This is a genomic window from Acinetobacter qingfengensis, from assembly GCF_008693185.1.
GTDB classification, from domain to species: Bacteria; Pseudomonadota; Gammaproteobacteria; order Pseudomonadales; family Moraxellaceae; genus Acinetobacter; species Acinetobacter qingfengensis.
In genome coordinates this window covers 57,983-79,853 of sequence record NZ_VXKN01000013.1, presented here as the reverse complement: position 1 = coordinate 79,853, position 21,871 = coordinate 57,983, and the positions used below count along the sequence as shown (strand labels likewise).

At 37.9% G+C, this 21,871-nt stretch carries 22 protein-coding genes and 1 pseudogene; 5 read left to right on the top strand and 18 right to left on the bottom strand.

Translation table 11 applies throughout. The features are described from left to right. Nucleotides 1-193 (bottom strand): annotated as a pseudogene (locus tag F4V57_RS13970) (amino acid transporter); the annotation flags it as partial. Nucleotides 194-437: 244 nt separating this feature from the next. On the opposite strand from F4V57_RS13970, the gene radA reads away from it, so the two are divergent. Next, nucleotides 438-1,832, top strand: coding sequence for a DNA repair protein RadA (gene radA, locus F4V57_RS13965; protein ID WP_070068769.1), 1,395 nt, complete (start codon nucleotides 438-440; stop codon nucleotides 1,830-1,832). A gap of 284 nt (nucleotides 1,833-2,116) precedes the next feature. After that, on the top strand, nucleotides 2,117-3,109 hold the full coding sequence (locus F4V57_RS13960) for a Tim44 domain-containing protein (RefSeq protein WP_070068775.1): 993 nt from the start codon (nucleotides 2,117-2,119) through the stop codon (nucleotides 3,107-3,109). Nucleotides 3,110-3,176: 67 nt separating this feature from the next. Here F4V57_RS13960 and F4V57_RS13955 read toward each other — a convergent pair whose 3' ends face one another. The 5 genes from F4V57_RS13955 to F4V57_RS13935 all read right to left on the bottom strand — a co-directional run bounded on the left by F4V57_RS13955 (nucleotide 3,177) and on the right by F4V57_RS13935 (nucleotide 6,779). Next, nucleotides 3,177-3,662 (bottom strand): hypothetical protein, encoded by a 486-nt coding sequence (locus tag F4V57_RS13955; RefSeq protein WP_070068768.1) that lies wholly within the window; start codon nucleotides 3,660-3,662, stop codon nucleotides 3,177-3,179. Then, a complete protein-coding gene (locus F4V57_RS13950; RefSeq protein WP_205634518.1) occupies nucleotides 3,646-4,029 on the bottom strand; it encodes a type II toxin-antitoxin system VapC family toxin in 384 nt (127 codons plus the stop codon). The genes F4V57_RS13955 and F4V57_RS13950 overlap by 17 nt, the downstream gene beginning before the upstream one ends. A 52-nt stretch (nucleotides 4,030-4,081) precedes the next feature. Then, nucleotides 4,082-4,285 carry a hypothetical protein gene (locus tag F4V57_RS13945; RefSeq protein WP_141729201.1) on the bottom strand — a complete coding sequence of 68 codons (204 nt, stop codon included), beginning with the start codon at nucleotides 4,283-4,285 and terminating at the stop codon, nucleotides 4,082-4,084. A gap of 91 nt (nucleotides 4,286-4,376) precedes the next feature. Next, nucleotides 4,377-5,522, bottom strand: coding sequence for a helix-turn-helix transcriptional regulator (locus F4V57_RS13940; RefSeq protein WP_070068766.1), 1,146 nt, complete (start codon nucleotides 5,520-5,522; stop codon nucleotides 4,377-4,379). A gap of 105 nt (nucleotides 5,523-5,627) precedes the next feature. Next, complete coding sequence (locus tag F4V57_RS13935; protein WP_070068774.1) at nucleotides 5,628-6,779, bottom strand: helix-turn-helix transcriptional regulator; 1,152 nt, start codon at nucleotides 6,777-6,779, stop codon at nucleotides 5,628-5,630. Nucleotides 6,780-6,909: 130 nt separating this feature from the next. Between F4V57_RS13935 and F4V57_RS13930 the strand changes: the two genes are divergently transcribed. Then, nucleotides 6,910-7,407, top strand: coding sequence for a hypothetical protein (locus tag F4V57_RS13930; RefSeq protein WP_070068765.1), 498 nt, complete (start codon nucleotides 6,910-6,912; stop codon nucleotides 7,405-7,407). Between the two features lie 40 nt (nucleotides 7,408-7,447). On the opposite strand, the gene epmA is transcribed toward F4V57_RS13930, so the two are convergent. The 6 genes from epmA to F4V57_RS13900 all read right to left on the bottom strand — a co-directional run bounded on the left by epmA (nucleotide 7,448) and on the right by F4V57_RS13900 (nucleotide 13,176). Next, nucleotides 7,448-8,416, bottom strand: a complete 969-nt coding sequence (epmA, locus tag F4V57_RS13925) for an EF-P lysine aminoacylase EpmA (RefSeq protein WP_141729202.1) — start codon at nucleotides 8,414-8,416, stop codon at nucleotides 7,448-7,450. 4 nt (nucleotides 8,417-8,420) lie between these two features. Next, nucleotides 8,421-9,479 (bottom strand): 4-phosphoerythronate dehydrogenase, encoded by a 1,059-nt coding sequence (locus F4V57_RS13920; RefSeq protein WP_070068763.1) that lies wholly within the window; start codon nucleotides 9,477-9,479, stop codon nucleotides 8,421-8,423. 74 nt (nucleotides 9,480-9,553) lie between these two features. Then, a complete protein-coding gene (locus F4V57_RS13915; RefSeq protein ID WP_070068762.1) occupies nucleotides 9,554-10,609 on the bottom strand; it encodes a diguanylate cyclase in 1,056 nt (351 codons plus the stop codon). Between the two features lie 224 nt (nucleotides 10,610-10,833). Continuing rightward, entirely contained in the window at nucleotides 10,834-11,736 is a 903-nt protein-coding gene (gene ypfJ / locus F4V57_RS13910; RefSeq protein ID WP_070068761.1) for a KPN_02809 family neutral zinc metallopeptidase, read from the bottom strand. A gap of 32 nt (nucleotides 11,737-11,768) precedes the next feature. After that, nucleotides 11,769-12,704, bottom strand: a complete 936-nt coding sequence (locus F4V57_RS13905) for a DUF808 domain-containing protein (RefSeq protein ID WP_070068760.1) — start codon at nucleotides 12,702-12,704, stop codon at nucleotides 11,769-11,771. A gap of 85 nt (nucleotides 12,705-12,789) precedes the next feature. Beyond that, nucleotides 12,790-13,176: a hypothetical protein gene (locus F4V57_RS13900; RefSeq protein ID WP_070068759.1), complete on the bottom strand. Its 387-nt coding sequence runs from the start codon at nucleotides 13,174-13,176 to the stop codon at nucleotides 12,790-12,792. 158 nt (nucleotides 13,177-13,334) lie between these two features. Between F4V57_RS13900 and trpS the strand changes: the two genes are divergently transcribed. Then, nucleotides 13,335-14,348, top strand: coding sequence for a tryptophan--tRNA ligase (trpS, locus tag F4V57_RS13895; RefSeq protein ID WP_070068758.1), 1,014 nt, complete (start codon nucleotides 13,335-13,337; stop codon nucleotides 14,346-14,348). A 254-nt stretch (nucleotides 14,349-14,602) separates the two neighbouring features. Here the strand turns inward: trpS and F4V57_RS13890 are convergent, their stop codons facing one another. From F4V57_RS13890 to F4V57_RS13865, 6 genes are all read right to left on the bottom strand, one after another. After that, a complete protein-coding gene (locus F4V57_RS13890) occupies nucleotides 14,603-15,844 on the bottom strand; it encodes a GTP-binding protein (RefSeq protein WP_070068757.1) in 1,242 nt (413 codons plus the stop codon). Between the two features lie 53 nt (nucleotides 15,845-15,897). Continuing rightward, the gene (gene nthB / locus F4V57_RS13885) at nucleotides 15,898-16,542 is read right to left on the bottom strand and encodes a nitrile hydratase subunit beta (RefSeq protein ID WP_070068756.1); all 645 of its coding nucleotides are present in this window, start codon (nucleotides 16,540-16,542) and stop codon (nucleotides 15,898-15,900) included. A 46-nt stretch (nucleotides 16,543-16,588) separates the two neighbouring features. Beyond that, the gene (gene nthA / locus F4V57_RS13880; protein WP_070068755.1) at nucleotides 16,589-17,188 is read right to left on the bottom strand and encodes a nitrile hydratase subunit alpha; all 600 of its coding nucleotides are present in this window, start codon (nucleotides 17,186-17,188) and stop codon (nucleotides 16,589-16,591) included. Between the two features lie 84 nt (nucleotides 17,189-17,272). Next, nucleotides 17,273-18,787 carry an amidase gene (locus F4V57_RS13875; protein WP_070068754.1) on the bottom strand — a complete coding sequence of 505 codons (1,515 nt, stop codon included), beginning with the start codon at nucleotides 18,785-18,787 and terminating at the stop codon, nucleotides 17,273-17,275. A 119-nt stretch (nucleotides 18,788-18,906) separates the two neighbouring features. Further along, nucleotides 18,907-19,413, bottom strand: a complete 507-nt coding sequence (locus tag F4V57_RS13870) for a group I truncated hemoglobin (protein WP_070068753.1) — start codon at nucleotides 19,411-19,413, stop codon at nucleotides 18,907-18,909. Nucleotides 19,414-19,520: 107 nt separating this feature from the next. After that, complete coding sequence (locus tag F4V57_RS13865; RefSeq protein ID WP_070068752.1) at nucleotides 19,521-20,423, bottom strand: transporter; 903 nt, start codon at nucleotides 20,421-20,423, stop codon at nucleotides 19,521-19,523. 459 nt (nucleotides 20,424-20,882) lie between these two features. Between F4V57_RS13865 and F4V57_RS13860 the strand changes: the two genes are divergently transcribed. Then, complete coding sequence (locus F4V57_RS13860; RefSeq protein ID WP_070068750.1) at nucleotides 20,883-21,836, top strand: helix-turn-helix domain-containing protein; 954 nt, start codon at nucleotides 20,883-20,885, stop codon at nucleotides 21,834-21,836. Nucleotides 21,837-21,871: the final 35 nt, after the last annotated feature.

Sequence of the window (21,871 nt, the reverse complement as noted above, 5' to 3'; positions counted from 1 at the left end):
AAAATAATGCACAACCAATGATCATATAAATAAACACAATCGATGGACCGGCCAAACTAATGGTTTTTCCTGATCCCATGAATAATCCGGTACCTATTGCTCCACCAATCGCAATTAATTGTAAATGCCGATTGGATAAACTTCGCTGTAAATTTTCTGGATCTCCCTGAGGGACATCATGAGGGTATGTCATTTGTTTTTTTGTCCTATATTCAAATACCTAATAAAAATATTCCAATTGACCTACAAATTAAAAGTAAATTTTCAAAAAAGAGTCATATTTTGCTGCTTTTTAAAGCTCATTTACGACTAAGGTATAATCAAACCTCAGATTATAAAAATATAACGCCTTAATTTGTCGTACTCTTTTTATTAAAAACTTTACATTTATAGATCATCACACTACATTGCTTTTGCATAGATTGAGGTAAAACAAAATGAGTAAAGCCAAAACAGTTTATCGTTGCGAACATTGTGGAACAGATCATCCCAAATGGGCTGGGCAATGTTCCGATTGTGGAGAATGGAACAGTTTGGTGGAAACTCAACTGGAAACCACAAATACTCATCGGGCAAAAGCAGGCATTAAAATCGGTGGCTATGCAGGTCAGGCACATCAAATTACAACACTTGATCAGGTCAAGGTCAGTTATGAAACTCGTAGCTCCACAGGAATCAGTGAGTTTGACCGAGTATTAGGAGGTGGCCTGGTTCTAGGCTCCGTTGTTTTAATTGGCGGTGATCCTGGCATTGGTAAATCAACCATCCTGTTACAAACAGCAACCTATATGGCTGCACAACAATCAGCGCTTTATATCACAGGTGAAGAATCATTATCTCAGGTCGCCATGCGAGCCAAACGTTTGGATCTTCCTCTAAATTCATTAAAAGTCATGGCAGAAACTTGCGTAGAACGCATCTGTGAGGTTTTAGCACATGAACGCCCACAAATGGCAGTATTAGACTCAATTCAAACACTATATACAGAAACAATTCAATCTGCTCCAGGCGGTGTTTCCCAAATTCGAGAATCTGCTGCAATCCTCACCCGTTTTGCAAAACATACTGGAACTTCTTTATTTATTGTTGGTCATGTCACCAAAGAAGGTGCCTTAGCCGGCCCTCGTGTACTTGAACACATGGTCGATTGTGTTCTGTATTTTGAAGGTCAATCGGATTCTCGTTATCGTATGATTCGCGCAGTCAAAAATCGCTTTGGTGCAGTCAATGAATTAGGCGTATTTGGAATGACCGATAAAGGACTAAAAGAGGTTGCCAATCCATCTGCAATTTTTTTAAGCCGTTATGATGAAGCTATTCCCGGTTCAATTGTCATGATCAGTCGTGAAGGAACACGTCCTCTTCTGGTTGAAGTACAAGCGCTAGTTGATGATGCACATGGACAACCTCGCCGTGTAGCATTGGGTCTAGAACAAAATCGTTTGTCCATGCTACTGGCCGTCATGCATCGTCATGGAGGCGTACATACTGTCGGACAAGATGTCTACGTCAATATTGTTGGAGGTTTAAAAATTACTGAGACAGGCTCAGATCTAGCAGTTTTATTGGCTTGTGCATCAAGTCTACGTGGCAAAGCTTTACCTCAACAACTTGCTGTTTTTGGTGAAGTCGGTTTATCCGGAGAAATTCGCCCTGTCCCTAATGGACAAGAACGTCTAAAAGAAGCGCAAAAGCATGGTTTTAAAACCATCATCTTGCCAAGAGCCAATGCACCACAAGCACCGATCAAAGGCTTAAATGTCATTGCAGTAGCAAGATTACACGAAGCATTGCAAGTGGCAATGGATTTAGACGAACATCATGAATCATGATCTATCATTTTCAAATAGCATTCTGATTCAGATATGCAAAGACTACTCCAAAAACATCTTTTACAATGGAAAATTCAAAAAATTAGTCACGATAATAAGTATTGGTCCTCGTTCAAAGGTTAATTTAATAGAAAACTTTGCAACCAAGAGCTTCAACTGCATGTAAAACTGCTATTTTACTTTGAAACACATATTAAATAATCACAAACTTAAACTTGAAGTTTGTCAAAAAAACCGCATTATAGATAAAGAAGTTTTTTTATTGATATAGGAAGATGCAAACAATGCAAAAGAAGGCACAAGGTGCTGTTGTCGCATTATTAATGGCAGGTTTACTGGCTGCTCCAATCGCTGAAGCAAAACGTGCTGGTGGCGGGAAAAGCATGGGGATGCAGCGTTCACAAACCTCTAGTCAAAACTATAACCAAAACAATAGTTATAGAGCTGCGCCAACCCCTGCACCAACTCAGACACAACCTCAACGTAGTGGTTCTAATGTTGGCGGTATGGTAGCTGCCGGTGTTGCTGGTGCTGCAATTGGTGCTGTTGCTGCCAATGCTATGGCAGATGATCATAATCAATCTGCAAGTAACACACCAACCAGTGCAGCACAACAACAGGCTGCTGAGCAGGAAAAATCAGGTGGTTTTAACTGGTTGTGGCTGATTGTGCTAGCTGCAGCTGCATTTTTCATTTTTCGTAAATTTGCTGCAAAAAAGCAAACAGCAGGCACTAACCCTTACGCACCAAATAATTCTGGTACAACCCGCAACCAGTCGCCTGCTACGCCATTTGGCCAATCACCACAAAACTCTGCGGGATCTAACACCAATATTTTTGGTCAACCTGTAAATGCTGGTCAAGCACCTGTGCAAGCGCCATTTGGTGGTGCAACAACCAACAGTGGTAATCAATTGCCGGATGGTACAGAACCGGCAACATTTTTGCGTTTTGCTCGTCAGCGTTTTAATCATATTCAATCAATGAATAACCCGAATAATATTGAAGAGATTAAAAAATACTTTACTCCTGAGATGTATCAGGCGATTTATGCTGATGTAGCAAATAATACCGATGTGGCCGAATTCAGTAATTTAACAGCCAATATCGTAGAGCAAAATACCGAAAATGGTCAGTATGTGGTGAGTGTTCGTTTTACAGGTACTGTCAGTGAAGACTTAAATACCTTACCACAGCCATTTACTGAAATCTGGCATTTTGTAAAAGCAATCAATAGTCAAACTGAATGGCTGGTTGCTGGTATTCAGCAAGCTTAAATTTAAAATGATAAAAAATGGCTACTTTTAAAGTGGCCATTTTTATTTCTAGGTTTATGAAAAATCTTTATTTTCCCACAATATTTTGTATGTGTTTAAATCGATCTTGTTCAACCAGATAATAAACCTCTTCACATTGTGAAGGATTGCCGTAACGGCTACCTGTTGCAACCACTAAACGGCTGTCTTTTTGAAAGAAAATATCGTTTTGTTGAAAGCCGTTCTGTTTACTATAACAATCGGTAAAGGTATCGGGCAAAACAAAACTTTGCCCTGTTTTGGCATTATAAGCTAAAGCGAAACTACATCCGCCACCACAACCAACGGTTTCCAATACATAATGTCCTGCAAAGTTTGGTTGTTGCTGTGACATTTGTTTTAATAAAGTTCGATATTTTTTGCTTTGCTGATTGAGCTTTAACAGTTGATTTTTACCTAAATAGGCTTTTGCTGGATAATCCTGAAATGTTGATGTTTTGGCATACAATGCGTATGAAGCTGTCAGTATGCTGACAAAAACAAAGTATTTTAAAGTATTAGATAAGAAAGACATTTTCAATTTGCACTTTATTGGGTAGTCGATAAATATCAAAATCTGCATCGATACTGATGATTTTCCGCACACCTGTTTTCTCTGCGGTAATCACCAATGTCGCATCGGCAAAGTCCATTGGTCGATCACTGTATTTACGTGTTAGTTCAATAATTCGGTGAATATCTTGTTGTGAGATTTCCTGTAATAAAATACCCTCCTGCGCAACCCATTCCAAAAAATCAACCTGAACATTTACATTAAAATCAATCATATGTAAAACTTCAGTCATGACTGCCGTGGTAGTCTTGTTAGGGCTACTTTCTGTATAGGCCAATGAAGTTAACACTAATAATGTGAAAAAAAAACATAGCTTAATTTTTGTCATTTGTCTTTCACCTCAATAGCGTTCTATTTTTTAAACATCATTTAAGGGATATTTATTCTGGTACACGCTTTCCCCATAAACCATGCATTGGCATATAGCACTCAGTATTAACAAAATTCCATGAAACAATTTGCCAATATCCTCCATAACGACAAAAATTAGAATGATACATACCATTTGCATCTATATTCCATGCACTGAAAGTATGACTAGATAAGGCTAAAAATAATAATAATAAAATTTGACGTTTCATCATCTGATCTCCATTATGATCAAATATTATTAAATTATCTTAGACCAAACCAACCATCAGAAACATTCCCAAATGGGAACATATCACTAAAATTTTAGTGAATATGTTCAAACTCAAGTGTTAGTCCCATCAACAATTGCATAAGTTCTGCTTGTGAAGCACAACCTGTTTTGGCAAAAATATTTTTCATATAAATACGAATTGTTCCGTAGGTAATCTGCATATGCTGGGCAATTTGTTCAAGATTTAAGCCATTGACAAATAACTCACATACGCTTATTTCTCGTTTTGCCAGTTTGTATTTTTGGATTAAATAATCCTTTGCCAAATGATGAGGCTGATTGGTTTGCGTAACAAAAACGATTGCTTGTTTATGTGCAGGCTGTGTTTGAGAAGGTAAAAAAGGTAAAATACTTAACATTAAAGAATTATTATCTTGATCATATATTGCCAATACACCACCTGCTTCATTATTTATTTTTTCATGTTCAAATAATGCGCTATGAATGAGTTGGTTCAATTTATCCTGAAAGGTTTTAAGTGTTTTTAAATGATTTTTTTTGTCCAATTCCAATATACAGGAATGCTCAACTATTTTTTTAACAATCGAATTGGCATAACATAATTGATAATCCTGATTAATCAACATCACCCCGACATTAAAATGATCCAATACATGGTAAATATTTTTCTTTTCTTGCTGCAATATTGCGATTTGACGATAAATCTGTAAGGCACGACGTAAATGTACACCTAACCGCTTTAATATTTTTTCTTCCTGTTCACTATATTCTTCCAAGTGTGGTGCTCTGTGAACCGCAAATACTGCCCAACTATATGCGCTCCGTTCCAATAATACCGCTGCAACATGGATAATATTCGTCGGCTTGGCACATTTTTCATAAAATACAAACTCATCACTATCCACCGGCATTAACGCATAAGGTGCAAAGCTATTTATCACAGTACCGCCTAATGGCTTTGCGCTCCAATATGGCGCATGCAGTCGCATATCAATTACTTTAAGCTGTTCTTCCTGATAGGCTCGCATGCTTTCTTCTGGAATGTTATGGGTAAAAACGAAATCATAATTTGGACTTAATTGATCGGTGGCAGTAAAAATTGCAGTGGTACTTGTAGTAAAATTAACAACTTCAGCCATAACATCCTGCCATAACAATGGATTTAAGGCAGCATCATAGATCATACCGATAATTTTATTTTCATGTTCAGTCAGCATCGTCTATATCCCCATATTAAGACTTACATAAAATTATGCTAACTAAGTTGTCAGAAATACACATGTCCCCAAATGAGGACATTTTCAATTTTATTTTTTATAGGTTCACGACAATGAAGTACTCACCAATAATTTCATTAATTCCGCTTGTGAGGTACAATTTGTTTTTAAAAAAATACGTTTAAAATATGTTCTTACTGTGGTTAAAGTTATATTGATTGCTTTAGCGATTTCTGGAAACTTATAGCCATTCGCAAATAACTGACATACTTCTATTTCTCGTTTACTCAAATGATAATTGGATTTTAATTTTTGTTCGGATAAATGAATTTTTAGTTTTGTATCTGTATCATAAAACTTAAGCATCACTAATGGACGAATACCAAAAAATGATTGTTCTTTTTCTGACACCAGTAAATGAATGGTAAAAAACAAGCCTGTATCCGGAATAAAGAACTTTAACTCTTTATATTGCTGTAATTGCTCATGTTGCTGCCTAAATGCAACTTCAATCTGATATAAAATTTTTAAAAACTGTATTTGTGATTGTTGTGGTAAATATAACTGCTGATTCTCAACTTTTATTAAATCTGTATTTTGCAAAAAATCCTGCATGGCCGGATTAAAATGAACCACATTCCCCGACAAATTTAATAGCATAATGGGTTGTGCCAATTGATCTATTAAATTGTAGCCGACAATGTTGGTTGCAGAAAATTCATAAAGATGGCGTTGTGCCATGACCACTCGTTTTAAATGCGGTAATAAAACATCAAGAAAAGCCAATTCCTGTTGATTCAAAGGTTGTCGTTGTTGTGAAGTAGAAATACTCCAGAACACACATAGTTTTTCATCCCAAATCAATTCGTGTGTCGCCACATATCTGAGTCCATAAGGCAATAAAATGTTTTGATATAAGTCCGATTGCTGCACAAATTCATCACTAACATGGCTATGGCATTGATACCAGCCTGTCCGTTGGGGATCTAAAAATTTTCCCCATCTTGGATCAGCTTCGGTTGGATAATGTAAATAATCCAGTTCTACCAAAACATAATTTTCTGCTGCTAAAGGACCAATGCCATTACTAAAAGATAAAACCTGATAATTAAAATCAATCGCCTGGATATGAACATATGAAGCATCCAATATATGAATTATTTTTTTAGCAAATTGTTGCCAGGCATCAAGATTGTGTGGAATTTGATAAATCAGCTCAATTAGTTCATCATAAAATTCATTTAATGATTGATCCATTTTAAATAAAAATAGAAATAATTTTTTAATTAAACTATACAAAAAATAACAATTCAAGTTATTTTATTAAGATGGCTATATTTGTATTGCATAGAAAGTTAGAATAGTCTTAACTTTCAGGAAACATTTTATGTCTTTAGATTCTCATCCAATTAATTCTGCATTATTATCCCAATTGCAGATTTTAAAACAAACAGATTTAACTCAATCTGCTACTCAACTTTTACAACGTAGCAATAAAGCTCAACGGCAAGAAAGTTTTAAACGCGCATTGGTCGAGCTTAATCAAAGTTTTGAAGAAGCGCTTGCAGATGCTGTTGCATTACGCTTTAACTTGCATGCAGGTCAACGTAAAAAATTACATTTCAAAAAAGATCGTACCCGTATTCTAAAGCAGCATGGAATTGATTATCCAGCCATTGATGGTGCAGAAACGGCCCAGATTCTATTGTTAATAACTCAAAGTATCGTGTTTGATGATGCTATTGTCAGTAAAGATCTGCATGATGCTTTTCCATTCTGGAAAGAAGGTTATCCAATGGTGCAATTTGATAACACATATACCCTACTTGCTGAAGATATCCAGATTCATTACCAAAACGTCATTGATCAATTATTAAAGATTTAAATGTATTGAGTTGATTGAAAATACAATCAACTCAACTGTTTTAGGCATGTTGCGCAGGAAAAGCAATCACTTGTTCAATTTGCAAAGTGTTCATTGCTATCATCAGTAAGCGATCCACCCCTAGAGCAATACCTGAGCAAGCTGGCATATCAGGTAACGCAGCCAATAAACGTTGATCTACTGGCATTTCCACTAGCCCTTGTGTCAGACGTATCTGATTATCCTCAATAAATCGCTGACGTAAAATATCGGCATCCACCAGTTCGTCATAGGCGTTAGCCAGTTCCAGCCCTTCAATATACACTTCAAATCGGGCAGCAACACGTTCGCCATCTTCATCCATTTTTATCTTAGCCAGTGATGCCATTTCCGGTGGAAAATCAGTTAGAAAAACAGGTGTATCAAAACCTAAACTGGGTTCTACAAAATGTGAAAACAGCAAGTCCATATATGCCAGACGATCTTCGCCGAGATCAATATTTAAACCAACACGACGGGCACAATCTTTTAAATCGTTTAAGCTGGCTTGTAATGGATTAATGTCCAAACGATCCTGAAAGGCATGTTTATAGCTTAAAATGATTGGACGCAGGGATGAAAAACGTTCCTGCAAACAAATATTAAGTAAATCCATTGTTTCGAACATCAAATCCTTGAGTGAAAAATTTGGCCGATACCATTCCAACATGGAGAATTCACTATTGTGTTTACGTCCATGTTCATCATCACGAAAAACTTTACAGATTTGAAAAATTGCCCCACTGCCACTGGCTAATAAACGCTTCATGGCAAATTCAGGTGAGGTTTGTAGATAATGTATTTGTACGTGTCCCTGAACATGACGCCTAGCGGCTATGGATGCCAAATGGACATCCGTCACGGCAGCCTGAGAGAGAATCGGTGTTTCTACTTCCAAAACATCACGTTCATTAAAAAATTGACGAATACGCGCATACATTTGTGCACGTTTTTTCAATGCATCAATATCGCATGTCGGTTGAAAATGCATAGGCTTATGCTCCATAAGCTGACCACTCCCGACGTAAAGGATAATTTTTACGCAATTGATCAAAAGCCTGCTGGTTAACCAAGCCATTTTCTATACAAGCATGAAGATTGTCATTATCCCGTTGAATATCATATAAATTCATTAAATTTTGTATCAATGCTTGTTTAAAATTCTGATTTTTAAAAAATGACGGGCATGATTGCAACTGAGTTGTAAAATCTTTATCGGCTGGCTGATCAAACTTTTGGCAAAAAGCTTGATAAATCATTTGCGTTCCTCTGGCCTTACCTTCCAGGCTATAACCCGCGATATGTGGCGTTGCGATTGCCAATAATTGTAATAATCGCTGAGAAATCACTGGCTCATGTTCAAATACATCTAGAACTACTTGTCTGTGATTTTTTTCAATATCTTGTATCAAATCCTGTTCAACTACCACTGAACCTCTGGCACTATTAATTAAAATAGTATGGGGTTTTAGTTGATTTAAAACATTTTGATTAAATAAATGCTGGGTTGCATGCGGTCCCACTTTGGTTAAAGGAACATGAATAGAAACCGCATCTGCTCGGTGTAATAATTCTGTGAATTCAACTTGCTCAACTTGGCTGTTCTGCACAAATGGATCATATCCAATCACCTGCCATTCTAATTGTTGGCCCAATTGAGCCAAACGGCGACCAACATTTCCTAATCCTACGATGCCCAGACAAAATTTTTGACCTGCGTCAATTAATGCGGGTTTTAGATTAAGTAAAGCTGTAATCACATATTCTGCAACTGCCTGCGCATTACATCCGGCTGCATTTGCCCAACTGATCTGTCTGGCATTCAAATATGCAATATCTATATGATCTGTACCAATGGTAGCACTACCTACAAATTGTACAGGGGTTTGTGTTAATAAATTTGCATTGACTGCGGTCACAGAGCGAACCAGTAAAGCATCACAATCTATTAAATCCTGTTTTTGTAATGTTCGACCAGCATGGGTTTTAATTTCTCCAAATTGAGAAAAAAAATAGTCCACATACGCCAGATTTTCATCGGCAATTATTTTCATTACAACGCCTTTTCTGCAAATTATTTCGTTGTTGATTATAATCTTTCCTGATTAGATTTGTTGAGTTGGATAAATCACTGACTAATAAAAATACCATTTCGTCCAGAACGTTTTACATGATATAAAGCTTGGTCTGCTTTACGAAACCACTCACTGCTGGTTGCCACATCGCCTACTGGTGCAATTCCAATGCTGGCACTCAAATAAAATGAATCGTGACCTTCCAACTTCACCAAATGAATTTGTTTTAAAATTTCTTCTGCTAAATATTTAATGTCCATCACATTATTTCTAAATGCAATAATTGCCAATTCATCACCACCAAATCTTGCCGGAATATCATGTGTATTCACGGTTTTACGAATAATTGTTGAGATCGTCATTAATAAGGCATCTCCGATCTCGTGACCATAGTTATCATTGACGCGTTTAAAATGGTCAATATCAATAATTAATAGATAAGCAGTATGACGTTTCTTGTTATCCTGATTAAAGATTTCTTCTATACAACTTTCAAAATGCCGACGGTTGGCAATCTGTAAACGGGTATCGGTTAAAGCCAATTGTTCCAGTTCTTTAGTTTTTTGCTCTAAAGTGACAAAGATTTGTCTTAATACCACACTCAAAGCCAATAAATAAATTGTTGCTAATGGTAGTGTCATCAATACAGTATGTGGTTGAAATTTAAAATTTATCGGAAATCCCAGAATTATCCATGTGACAAAAAATCCTAGAGTAAGTGTAATTACCACATTTTTCAATAAGCGTAATCCGCCTGCGGCATAACGATCAGCCAGTAGAATTGCCAGAATAATTAATGATGGAAACGGGCTTAATCCCATCACGGCAACCCATACTCCAGCAGCCAATCCATCCAAACTGAGTAAACGATATTCTGTTTTTATCGGATATGGGTGATTACTACTGCAAAAATAAGCAATAGATGGCCATAACAATGCATTTACCCCTAATAAAAATAATACCCATGATGGATAATTCATTTCTACCAATACAGAGGAAATACTTAAAAAACAAAGTGATGTTCCCAGTTGCCGCATAATAAACATTCGCAACAAAAAGCTACGATGAATTTTTCTTTTATAAGACTGGTCAATAATTACTTTACTCATAACTCATCAAACTCAAAATACAAGTTCTATATAAGGCTTATTGACGATTCATGTCATGAATGAAATGTGGCTAGACCTTATAAGGTGTACTAATTTTTTACTGTTATCATTGCACTAAATTTGATTTGCTCGTCTATTTCCTTCAAGTTTTATTATAAGTTAGCATATAAATTTAGATATTAATCTATTAAACATTTTATTCTTAAATAAAAAAACGCCATCACTTATAAAGTGTTGGCGTTAAATGTATCACATTGCTGAATATCGCCCGTTTGAAAACCTTTCTCAAACCAACGCTGGCGTTGCGCACTTGTTCCATGGGTAAAACTATCTGGAACAACTTCTCCACGTGCCTTACGCTGCAAATAATCATCACCAATTTTTTCTGCAGCATCCATTGCTTCTGCAATATCGCCCTGTTCCAGAAATTGTGTACGCTGCTGATTTTTATTCGCCCATAAACCTGCAAAACAATCTGCCTGTAATTCGAGTTTTACTGAAAGTTGATTAGCCTGTGCTTGATTTGCTTGCGACTGCATCTGATTAACTTTAGATGAAATTCCCAATAAATTTTGTACATGATGGCCGACTTCATGGGCAATCACGTATGCCATGGCAAAATCACCCGCCTGATCTTTTCTGGATAATTCTGTCTGATTTTGTTCACCAGAAATTCCCATCTGACTACGCATATCCTGAAAGAATTGTGTATCAATATAAACTTTTTGATCTGCAGGACAATAAAAAGGTCCCATAGCAGAACTTGCTGCACCACATGCCGATTGTACTGATCCAGAAAAAAGCCTGAGCTTTGGTGCCTGATATGTACCACCCAATTGTTGAAAAATCGGTGACCAGGTATCTTCGGTATCTGCCAAAACTGTTGCAACAAATTGTTTGGCTTCTTGTTGATCTGCTGTGAGTTGTGTAGGTTCGGCTGTCGTTGTTTGATGCTGTTCTGTCAATTGTTTGGTGGCCTGATAAGTTGTTGTGGGATCAGCACCAAAAAATTTCCATGCCACAAAAGCCACCACCAGACCGATAATACTTACTCCACCAATCTTTGCACCACCGCCACCCCGATGATCTTCTACATTGTCGCTTTCACGACGACCTTTCCAACGCATTATTATTCTCCAACAATGACAAAAAGCTAAAATCAGGCAAAAGATTTACCAAAAATTTTACTCAAAAGTTTTACAACAATTACGACCATAAGCCCTGCAATCGCACCAATCACAAAAGTCATTAACATGGATGTAATCGGACCAAAGAAAGTACCCACTGTTGGCAAATGTGCAGACCACTCTACTGCATCTGTAGTGGCATGATGAATAAAAGGAATAGCATGACTGATAATCCCACCACCGACAAGGAACATGGCAGCAGTACCCACAATAGATAAGGTTTTCATTAACAATGGTGCAAAACTTAACAAACCACGGCCAATACTTGCCAAAAATCCAGTTTTGTTTTCAATAAGATATAAACCAAAATCATCAATTTTTACTATCACTGCTACCAGACCATAAACACCAATGGTCATAACCAGAGCGATCAATGCCAACACACTAAATTTAGTCATGAAAGGTGTTGCTGCTGCCATTGTACCTAAAGCAATCACAACAATTTCAGCAGATAAAATAAAATCGGTACGAACGGCTCCCTTTACCTTTTCATCTTCGAATTTGTTTATGTCATTTTCATTCTTGGCTAATTCCTGTTCTATCTGTGCAGATGAATCATGCTCTGGATTCTTATATTGATGCCAGCTATGAATAATTTTTTCAACACCTTCATAACTTAAAAACAATCCGCCAATAACCAGCAAAACCGTCACCAATATGGGAGCAAACCAACTAATCAGCATGGCCAACGGTACCAAAATGACTTTATTTAGCAATGAGCCTTTGGTTACGCGCCAAACAATAGATAATTCACGATCAGCCTTTACGCCACTGACCTGTTGTGCATTCAATGCCAGATCATCACCGAGAACGCCTGCTGTTTTCTTTGCAGCAACTTTGCTCATCAGTGCCACATCGTCCAGTACAGTTGCAATATCATCCAACAGCAATAATAAACTGCTTGCCATATATGATTCCTTTTAATATCAGTAGTTATTGTAAAATCAAATCTTTAATTAAAAAACAGTTATTTAAAACATTCCTATCATTTTTTTAATGTTGGGCGTACTTCCCTTGCTGAATAATGATCCGAGGTGGTAATGGTTGCGGACGTAACTCAATACCAGAAGGTTGCTGTGGCAGGTATTCAATACTTCTACGATATGTCCCACCATAAGGCAAAGTAATCTCTTCAGTTTTCTGATAATGCACTTGAGATGGTGGCTGATAGATTACACCAACATTTGGTGACACCACGATTACTTGCGTGGGATGAGAAGCATAACCTAAGGGTCTTTCTATCCATTGCACGGCCTGAACTGTACTTCCAGAAGAACCCTCGGTGGATAATCTAGTCTGATTTGCCTGATCAAGATTACCAGCTTGAGCAACACTCCAGCATATTAATAGAATAAAGCCAACCAATATATACTTGTTCATTATGATAAGGCTCTTTGCAAAGTTAATCATTTTATTTTAATCAATTGGATATTTTTTATCATTTTTAGTTTTGTGTCTAAAGAATAGCTAGGTTTTCTGAAAAAGTATAATTACAATGCTTAAGCATTAAAAACCATTTAAAGTAAATAGGAAAAGGTATGAATCAAACGGTAGAACGCCCGATTATTCTTACAGGAGACCGTCCTACAGGACAATTACATCTGGGGCATTTTGTCGGTTCCTTGCGTACCCGTGTAGGTTTACAGGATTCCCATCAACAATATATATTACTTGCAGATACACAAGCACTTACTGATAATGCCGACAATGTGGAAAAAGTTCAACGTAATATTTTTCAGGTTGCACTGGATTATCTTGCCGTTGGTATTGACCCAAGCAAAACCACAATTTGTGTACAATCCTGTTTACCGGCGCTATTTGAACTAACCAGCTATTACATGAATTTTGTGACCGTTGCTCGTCTGGAACGCAATCCAACCATCAAATCCGAAATCCAGATGCGTGGTTTTGAACGCGACATTCCGGCCGGTTTTTTATGTTATCCGGTGTCACAAGCCGCAGATATTACTGCATTTAAAGCAACCGTTGTTCCTGTTGGGGAAGACCAGATCCCAATGATTGAACAGACCAATGAATTGATACGTCGCGTCAATCGACAAATCGGTCAGGATATATTGCCAGAATGTAAAGCCTTATTGTCTAATGTTGGACGTTTACCAGGATTTGACGGTAAGGCAAAAATGTCCAAATCACTTGGAAACACTATTGTGCTGGATGCATCTGATAAAGACATTAAAAAAGCAGTTAACGCCATGTATACCGATCCCAATCATTTGCGTATTGAAGATCCAGGACAAGTAGAGGGTAATATTGTATTTACTTATCTAGATGCTTTTGATCCGGATAAAGAAGAAGTTGAAGCACTCAAAGCGTATTATCGCCGTGGTGGTTTAGGTGATGGCACCGTCAAAAAACGTCTGGAAGGTGTACTTAAAGATTTAATTGCGCCAATTCGGGAACGCCGTAATGAACTGGCTAAAGATCCTGGTTACGTTATGGATGTATTGCGTGAAGGAACTGAACAAAGTCGCCGCTTGACACAGCAAACGCTGGAAGAAGTAAAAGCAGGATTGGGATTGTTCCGCTTCTAGAAAAATGATGTTATGTAAGTAAATGGGTAATTTAATTACATTAATTACCCATTTTTACATTAGATTACCTGTTTACTAAAGACAGATTTTAATTCTCAATACATAATGACTTTATTATAAGTTAGTAAGTATTTACTCTTTTATTCTGCGCAATGAGTACCCCAATCATTGCGTATTTTTTTGTCTGAAATATAACAATCACTCTAAATATTTAATCAATGTTTTTACTTAAAAAAATTTGGACTCAATATACATTATGGCGCATTAACATGAGCTTCAAATTCGTCTATTCCGGTTAAACTTTGCCAGAATATTGGCCCTTTTTCAATTTCGTCTACAGTCAGTAAACAGTGATCTAGTTGTTGTTGCAAATGAACCCATTGAATATTTTGCCCAATAAAAACCATTTCCTGACGGCAATCGCCTACTTGCTCATGCCATTTTTCCAAAATGCTCTGCCGGCGATAGTCATCCTGTGGCCATTCATTTTGTGCTAAAAAACGCCACCACCGACCAACATAGCCCCATTCAAATTTCCCACCGGTCTGTACCAGCATACCAATATCCGGATAACGATGCGCCAGCCAGATATATCCTTTACCACGCAATAATGTACCATTGGTCCATGGCTGATTTAAAAATGCATATAATCGCTGCGGATGAAAAGGTACTCGTTCCCGATATACCCATGATGAAATACCATAGGTTTCTGATTCAGAGTGGATTTCCTGCTCATCTATATGCTGCATCCAACCAGGTGACTTTAACAAACTTAGTAAATCAAATTTGTACGTATTTAATACAACAGGCAAATCAATTACACCATGTTGTATGGGTAAAATTTCTGCCGATGGATTGAGTTGCGCCAAAATCACAGCAAGACGATTAAATTTTTCTTCTCCGATCAGATCAAAACGACTGACGAGGATAACATTGGCATATTCAACCTGATCCAGTAATAAATCTGAAAGTTTACGCTCAACAACTTTATTATTTTCATTTTGTGTTTCAATATGTTGTGTTGATTTCAACATGTCTTCAAAAGTTTCACCATTGACGACGGTGACCATTGTATCCAGACGTGCCAGTTCACTCAGACTAAAACCGTCCTGATTCAGAAATGCAAATGTTTCTGCTACCGGCATGGGTTCGGAAATACCTGTTGATTCAATTAAGATATAATCAAATTGTGCTTGCTGTGCCAGTGTACTGACCTGCTCAAGCAGATCAGCACGTAAAGTACAGCAAATACAGCCATTACTCATTTCAATTAATTGATCACTGCCACGATGAAGTTCTACATGACGACGCACATCATCTGCATCAATATTGATTTCACTCATATCATTGACAATCACAGCCACTTTTATGCCTGCACGATTACGCAGTATATAATTCAATAGCGTGGTCTTACCTGATCCCAGAAATCCAGATAATACTGTCACTGGAATACGTGTATAACTTTCATCAAATATCTTAGCGGATTGTGCTGTCATCACTTCGTTTTCCTTATCACGTTATTTCATGTCCAAAAGATGCTTTATAAAAATCAGGCTTGCACTTTATCGAGATAACTTTCAAATAAATCAACGATGACATAGCCATCATCAGCAGCATCGCCCCATAACTCTTTTACGGGAAATTCAACATGATAGGTTGGCTGATGTAATGCAGTTTGATCACCATGTCCTATAGCATCAGGAAAAGGCCATTTTTCTGTGGTACGGTGTAGAACCACACCGGTTTTTCCTCTGACGTAAGCCGGCGCACGAGTATGACCGGATACATATTCATCACGCACAGTGACTGTATCGCCCACTTCAAATGCAGGACGATCGCCAATAGCTGGACGACCGGTAGCGTGATTGGGATTGGCTAATTTAAAATGCGAACCTAATGCATCATCCAGTTCTTCCTGGGTAATTACACCGGCTTCAGTCAGCAATGTTGCAGTCGCAATGATGTAGCGTTCATAATATTTTGTACCGACATGTTGTCGTACACCAATGCGCTCTACTGCATGACGCACCTGATCGATATTGAATTTGTTTAGATGTGCTGCACCCAGAAACATCAGACTGTACGCCAAATGTTCCCAGTCTTCCTTGAAAACTGGTTTATAGCTTTTGCTGTTAATTGTATGGTCAATTGCCCCAAAACCCTGAAAACCACCGAGATCATGAAAACCATCCATAATCATTCTCCTTGATATGATAAATCTGAATTGATCAAAAAAATATTTAAACAGCGAGGGGAAGCGACACACCAATCAATACATCTTTGGTGATAAGTTTTTGCAACTCTTCTTCAGTCAGATGTTCTGTACCAGCCGGGCGCATTGGAAGAACCAGATAGCGTGTTTCTGCGCTGGTATCCCAGACTTTAATGGTGATATCATCGGGAAGATCTGTGCCTAATTCTTTTAGCACGGTACGACCTTCACGAACCAAACGCGCACGGTACTCAAAACTTTTATACCATTCCGGTGGCAAGCCAAGTACAGGCCAGTTGGTGCAGGAACACAGGCTGCAAACAATCACATTTTTTACTGTTGGTGTATCTTCGAGTGCAACAATATATTCACCCTGTGGTCCTGTGTAGCCAAACTGTTCACATGCAGCCGTTCCATCACGCAATAACAAGGCCCGATATTCAGGATCTGTCCATGCCTTTGCAACAACACGTGCACCGTTTGCCGGATCCCATTTGTTTTCCATCAAATCGGTTATTCCTTCAATAAATCCTTCAGGAATAAGATTTTTATCACTCAGCACTTTAAATAATGCTCTCGCTCTCTCGCCTGGGGTAGAGCTAGATAGTTTTGAGGCAAATGTATTCATGCAAAACGCTCCTTGGTAGAGAAATGTCAGCAACAATGATTGGGTTATGCCTAAAATTTCATTGTTGCCGGTTGGGTTTTATGATTAGCAATCATGCCAATCAACTGCGGATTCAAATGCTGCTGCGGCCTGATAAATCGTACCTTCAGCAAAATAACGACCAATTAACATCATGCCGACAGGTAATCCATCGACCACACCACACGGCACCGACATGGCGGGATGACCAGTAATATCCTGTGCAGCGGTATTACCAATCATTTCAAAAGCTTTGCTGATATATTCTGTAAGTGAACTATTTTGATCTGGTAAGGGTTGTGCAACGATGGGCACTGTTGGCATTAGTAATAAATCGTATTCTGCCAATTTTTGATCATAGGCAGCACGGGCACGGCGGGCAATATTCTGTGCTTTTGCATAGTATTTTCCAGCATACTGTTCAATACCGTATTGCCCGACAAACATACAGACTTTCAGCGTTGGTGATAATTTGTCTGTTTGTTGGCGCCAGTCCTTATGTTTATCTAGTAAGCCAATATCGTATTGACCTTTCCAGTTAAAGCCCATGCCATTGCCATGCATCATTTGAGCGGTCAGACCTTCGCAACCAATGGGTGTCCATAGTGCGCCTGCTAGATAATGTTCCGGTAATGAAATTTCTTCGACAATCGCCCCTAATTCTTCAATTTTTTTTGCGGCGGAACGGACTTTTTCTGCTACACGATCATCCATATTTGTGAGTTGAAAACCTTCTTTGACAATACCGATTTTTAGGCCTTTGACACCTCGATTAAGATAGGATAAATAATCATCTGTCTTGACTGTATATTGCCGTGGATCTAATCCATCATGACCTGCAAGTACACCAAGTAACAATGCATTATCACGGACGTTACGGCTAATTGGACCTGCATGATCTATGGTATTTTCTATTGGCATAATGCCTGTGTAAGGCACCAGACCATGCGTTGGTTTTAAGCCATATACACCACAAAATGAGGAAGGAATACGAATTGAACCACCTTGATCACAGGCAATCGCAAGATCCACTTCACCATTGGCAACCAATACGGCACTACCAGAAGATGAACCACCTGCGCTATAGCCATGGCGATGTGGATTATGCACCGGTGCAGGATCGGAAGTATGACTTCCCCCCGACAAGCAGAAATGTTCGCATGTGGCCTTACCAAGAACGGTGACACCCTCATCCAGCATACGCGTCACAATAGTCGCATCATAGGCAGGAATAAAACCTTCCAGTGTACTGGAACCATTCATCATCGGTACACCAGCCAATGCCACATTATCTTTCAGGACAACACTTAATCCAGATAATCTACCTGTTGAAGCACCTGTTACCTTACTTTTGTAATACCATGCATTCAGTGGATTTTCTTCTACATTTGGTCGATAACCAGCATCACGTGAATATTTCACCTCTGGTATTTCATCAGGTAATGCATCTATTTGATCGTATGCATCAAAATTTGCTTGCATCATTGCCAGATATTCTTCGGCTTGAGCATCTGTCAATTGAATATGCAAACGACTGGCAATATCTAACAATTGTGTAGTTGTAGGGCGTTTGATTGTCATGATATTTTCCTTATCTACTGTTTCAATCAATTTGATGGCTTAATAATGAACTTGATAATTAAAAATTATTAATTAACAATCATTTATTTAGCTGAATGTTTGTTGCAAGATTGGCAAATTTATTTTTCATCTTCGACAGCTTTACGAACTTGAGGCCAGTGAACCCCAACACTTTTCATTCCTTTAGTCACATCCATTTCTGGGTGAGCAAGTACCACATCACGATAAGAAGGACTACCAATAACCGCAGGTTTAAATTTGGCAAGAAAAGCTGTCACTTCTTCACGAATATCTGGTGCAACATCATAGTTATCACAACACTGATCAATACATTCGAACACAGCCTTCCAATGCACTTCGGTTAGCCCCATACCTTTATGTGCTGTAACCATATCCCGTCCACGATATACAGTGTTTCCACCCCAGTGTTTGCATAGAAAATCCACAAAATTTATGTGTTCTTTCTGAAATGTTGATTCCGACATATGTGCCCAGATATGACCAATATCAGGGTGTTGCATACATACTTTTAAGATCTCACCAGCAAACGCATAAATGGCATCATATCCACCAAGACGTTCATATAAGGAAGGTTTTTGCTCTATTGTTACCTGATGTTCGTTCATAGCCGTTTTCTCCGATTAAACTACATTTGATGGAAGATGAGTTGTTCCCATTTTCCGAGCACCGTTCTTTACCATGTGGTTTATAAAAATTTCTTAAAAATTAAAGATTAAAATACTTTCATGAGGCGCAATGTGGCACGTAAATCTTCTTTAAAAGCACCTTCTGCTTTGAGATCACGCTGAAGTTGTCCCTGAAGCTGAATAGTCGGTGCAACAAATTTAGATAATTCCAAACGTATCTGATCAACTTTTGTCATTTGACCATTTTCGATTCCATCTAATGTTTGCTTACCACCCCAGTACTTTGAGTAACCAGCAGCGAGTGTCCATGTTTTGTCAAGAGGTGGTGTATAAGTGAGCCAGCCCTGAAATTGATAAGTATGATCTTGTTCTAGCAGACCAACATCATTACCTGTTGCATCCTTGTTGTCGCCATACCACATCACATCCGCAGAAATTTGTGTAGAAAATCCAGAACCAAGTTGCTGCGTTCCGCCAAGTTGTAAATTAAATTTCCAGCGATTTTCACCGACATTGAGTGTACGCCCTGCATCATAAGCACCTACTGGAACATATAAATAAGGCACTACAGCAAAATTAGTTTTGGAAGTGTTAATGAGCCATACAGGTGCTGCAAAAATAGGATCACCAGCACCTGTGCCTGAGTCTAAGTGGGTATTATTTAGAGAACCATCGTAAAGCCCACCGTATGGCAATAAAACCTGTGGTGCAACAATATATCCGCCAATATCCATGTAATGGACATACCGAAAAATACCGACTAAAGATTTTAATTCCGTATTATTTTTAATTTGTGTACCATTGCTGGTTGCAAAACTATCTCTTGTGGCATAAGTCATATATCCTAGAACTGCATTGGTTCCAGCTGGAGCAGGAATAAGATCTTGCGAATTGAGATCAACTGCATAAGTAGATGTTGTAATAAAACATAATGTACAGACAGATATACCAGTGGAAATTACGTTATATTGTCGTGTTGTGGAAATCATTGGTTTTCTCCCGCATATCTGAAAATATCAATGTCATGCCAGCGATGAAAAAAGATAATTAAAAATGAAAAACCAACTCATCATGCGGTACCACAATGCTGATAACTCAATATTTCATCTCGTTCCTTGCTTTTTATATTACGGAAGTTTTATGGACTGACTTGGTCGAAATGGACAACCTTTTGGCTGCCACGGTCAAGATTTTTATATTTCAGATATCAATCAATTTAATTTTTATGCATATTTTTTTGCAGGATTTATATAAGAAATTAATCTCGCCTATTAAATAAATTTTAATTTAGAAAAAATAACAATATGAATTATTCAATTAATTTTTGAGTTATATCAGGTCAGCATATTCAAAGATCTCCGATATGAAATTTAAATATTGGTATATTTATTGCTTAAATTTCACAGCAAATCATTTTTTATGCAATTATCTTGCAGGAATGTATAGCCATGAATCCACAGCAAAGTAAACATAACATTCAATATTCAACCCAAGATATTAAAGCACCTGAGCGATTTGAATACTGGAATGATGTTGTTTTACGCCATTGTATTCCAGCAGCCAGTCAACCCGAAAATCCTTTTGATTTTAATGGTGAGCTCATCGTTCGAAATGTTGGATTAATTGATGTTTGCACCATTTCGGCAAATATGCACCATTGGGAAAGAACGGCGAAACATCTTCGCACAGGACCTGATGAAGATTTATGGTTAGGCTTTATGGAACAAGGTTATGGCGAACTCAGCCAAAATGGCAGAAATTCAAAATTAATTGATAATAGCTTGGTGCTCTATGATGCAGCACAAACGTTTAATTTTAGTCTTGGTGGACAAAAAAACCATCTGATGCGTATTCCACGCCATTTGTTAAAGCATCGCTTGCCAAACATCGAAAAATTTACTGCAATGATTTTGGATGAAACTCGTCCGGGTGTCATCCCATTACGCGAGATGTTACGCCAAGCTGTGATGTCACCACTCCATTTAGAACATCCAAACTTGTCTGAACGTTTTTCACAAACTGCTTTGGATTTATTGGTTCTTAGTCTTGAAATGCAAGACATCAAGCAAATAGGCGTAGAACGTGACTTATACGCACGAATTATGAACTACATCCAAAGACATTTATGTGATCCAGAACTCTGCATCGAAAATATTGCGCAGTATCATCACGTTTCTATACGTACAGTTACGCGTGCATTTGCACGAAAGCAAAAAACGATTATGTCCGTCATTTGGACAGAACGCCTCAATGCCAGTCATAATGCTCTACGATCTGGCAATGTTAGGAGTGTGTCGCAAGTAGCTTTAGATTATGGCTTTACTGATTTTTCACATTTTAGTCATGCATTTAAAAAAGCCTTTGGGATCACACCTCGTGAAATATTAAACAAAAATTTATAAATATTAATAGGATACTTCCTATAAATAACAAGTTA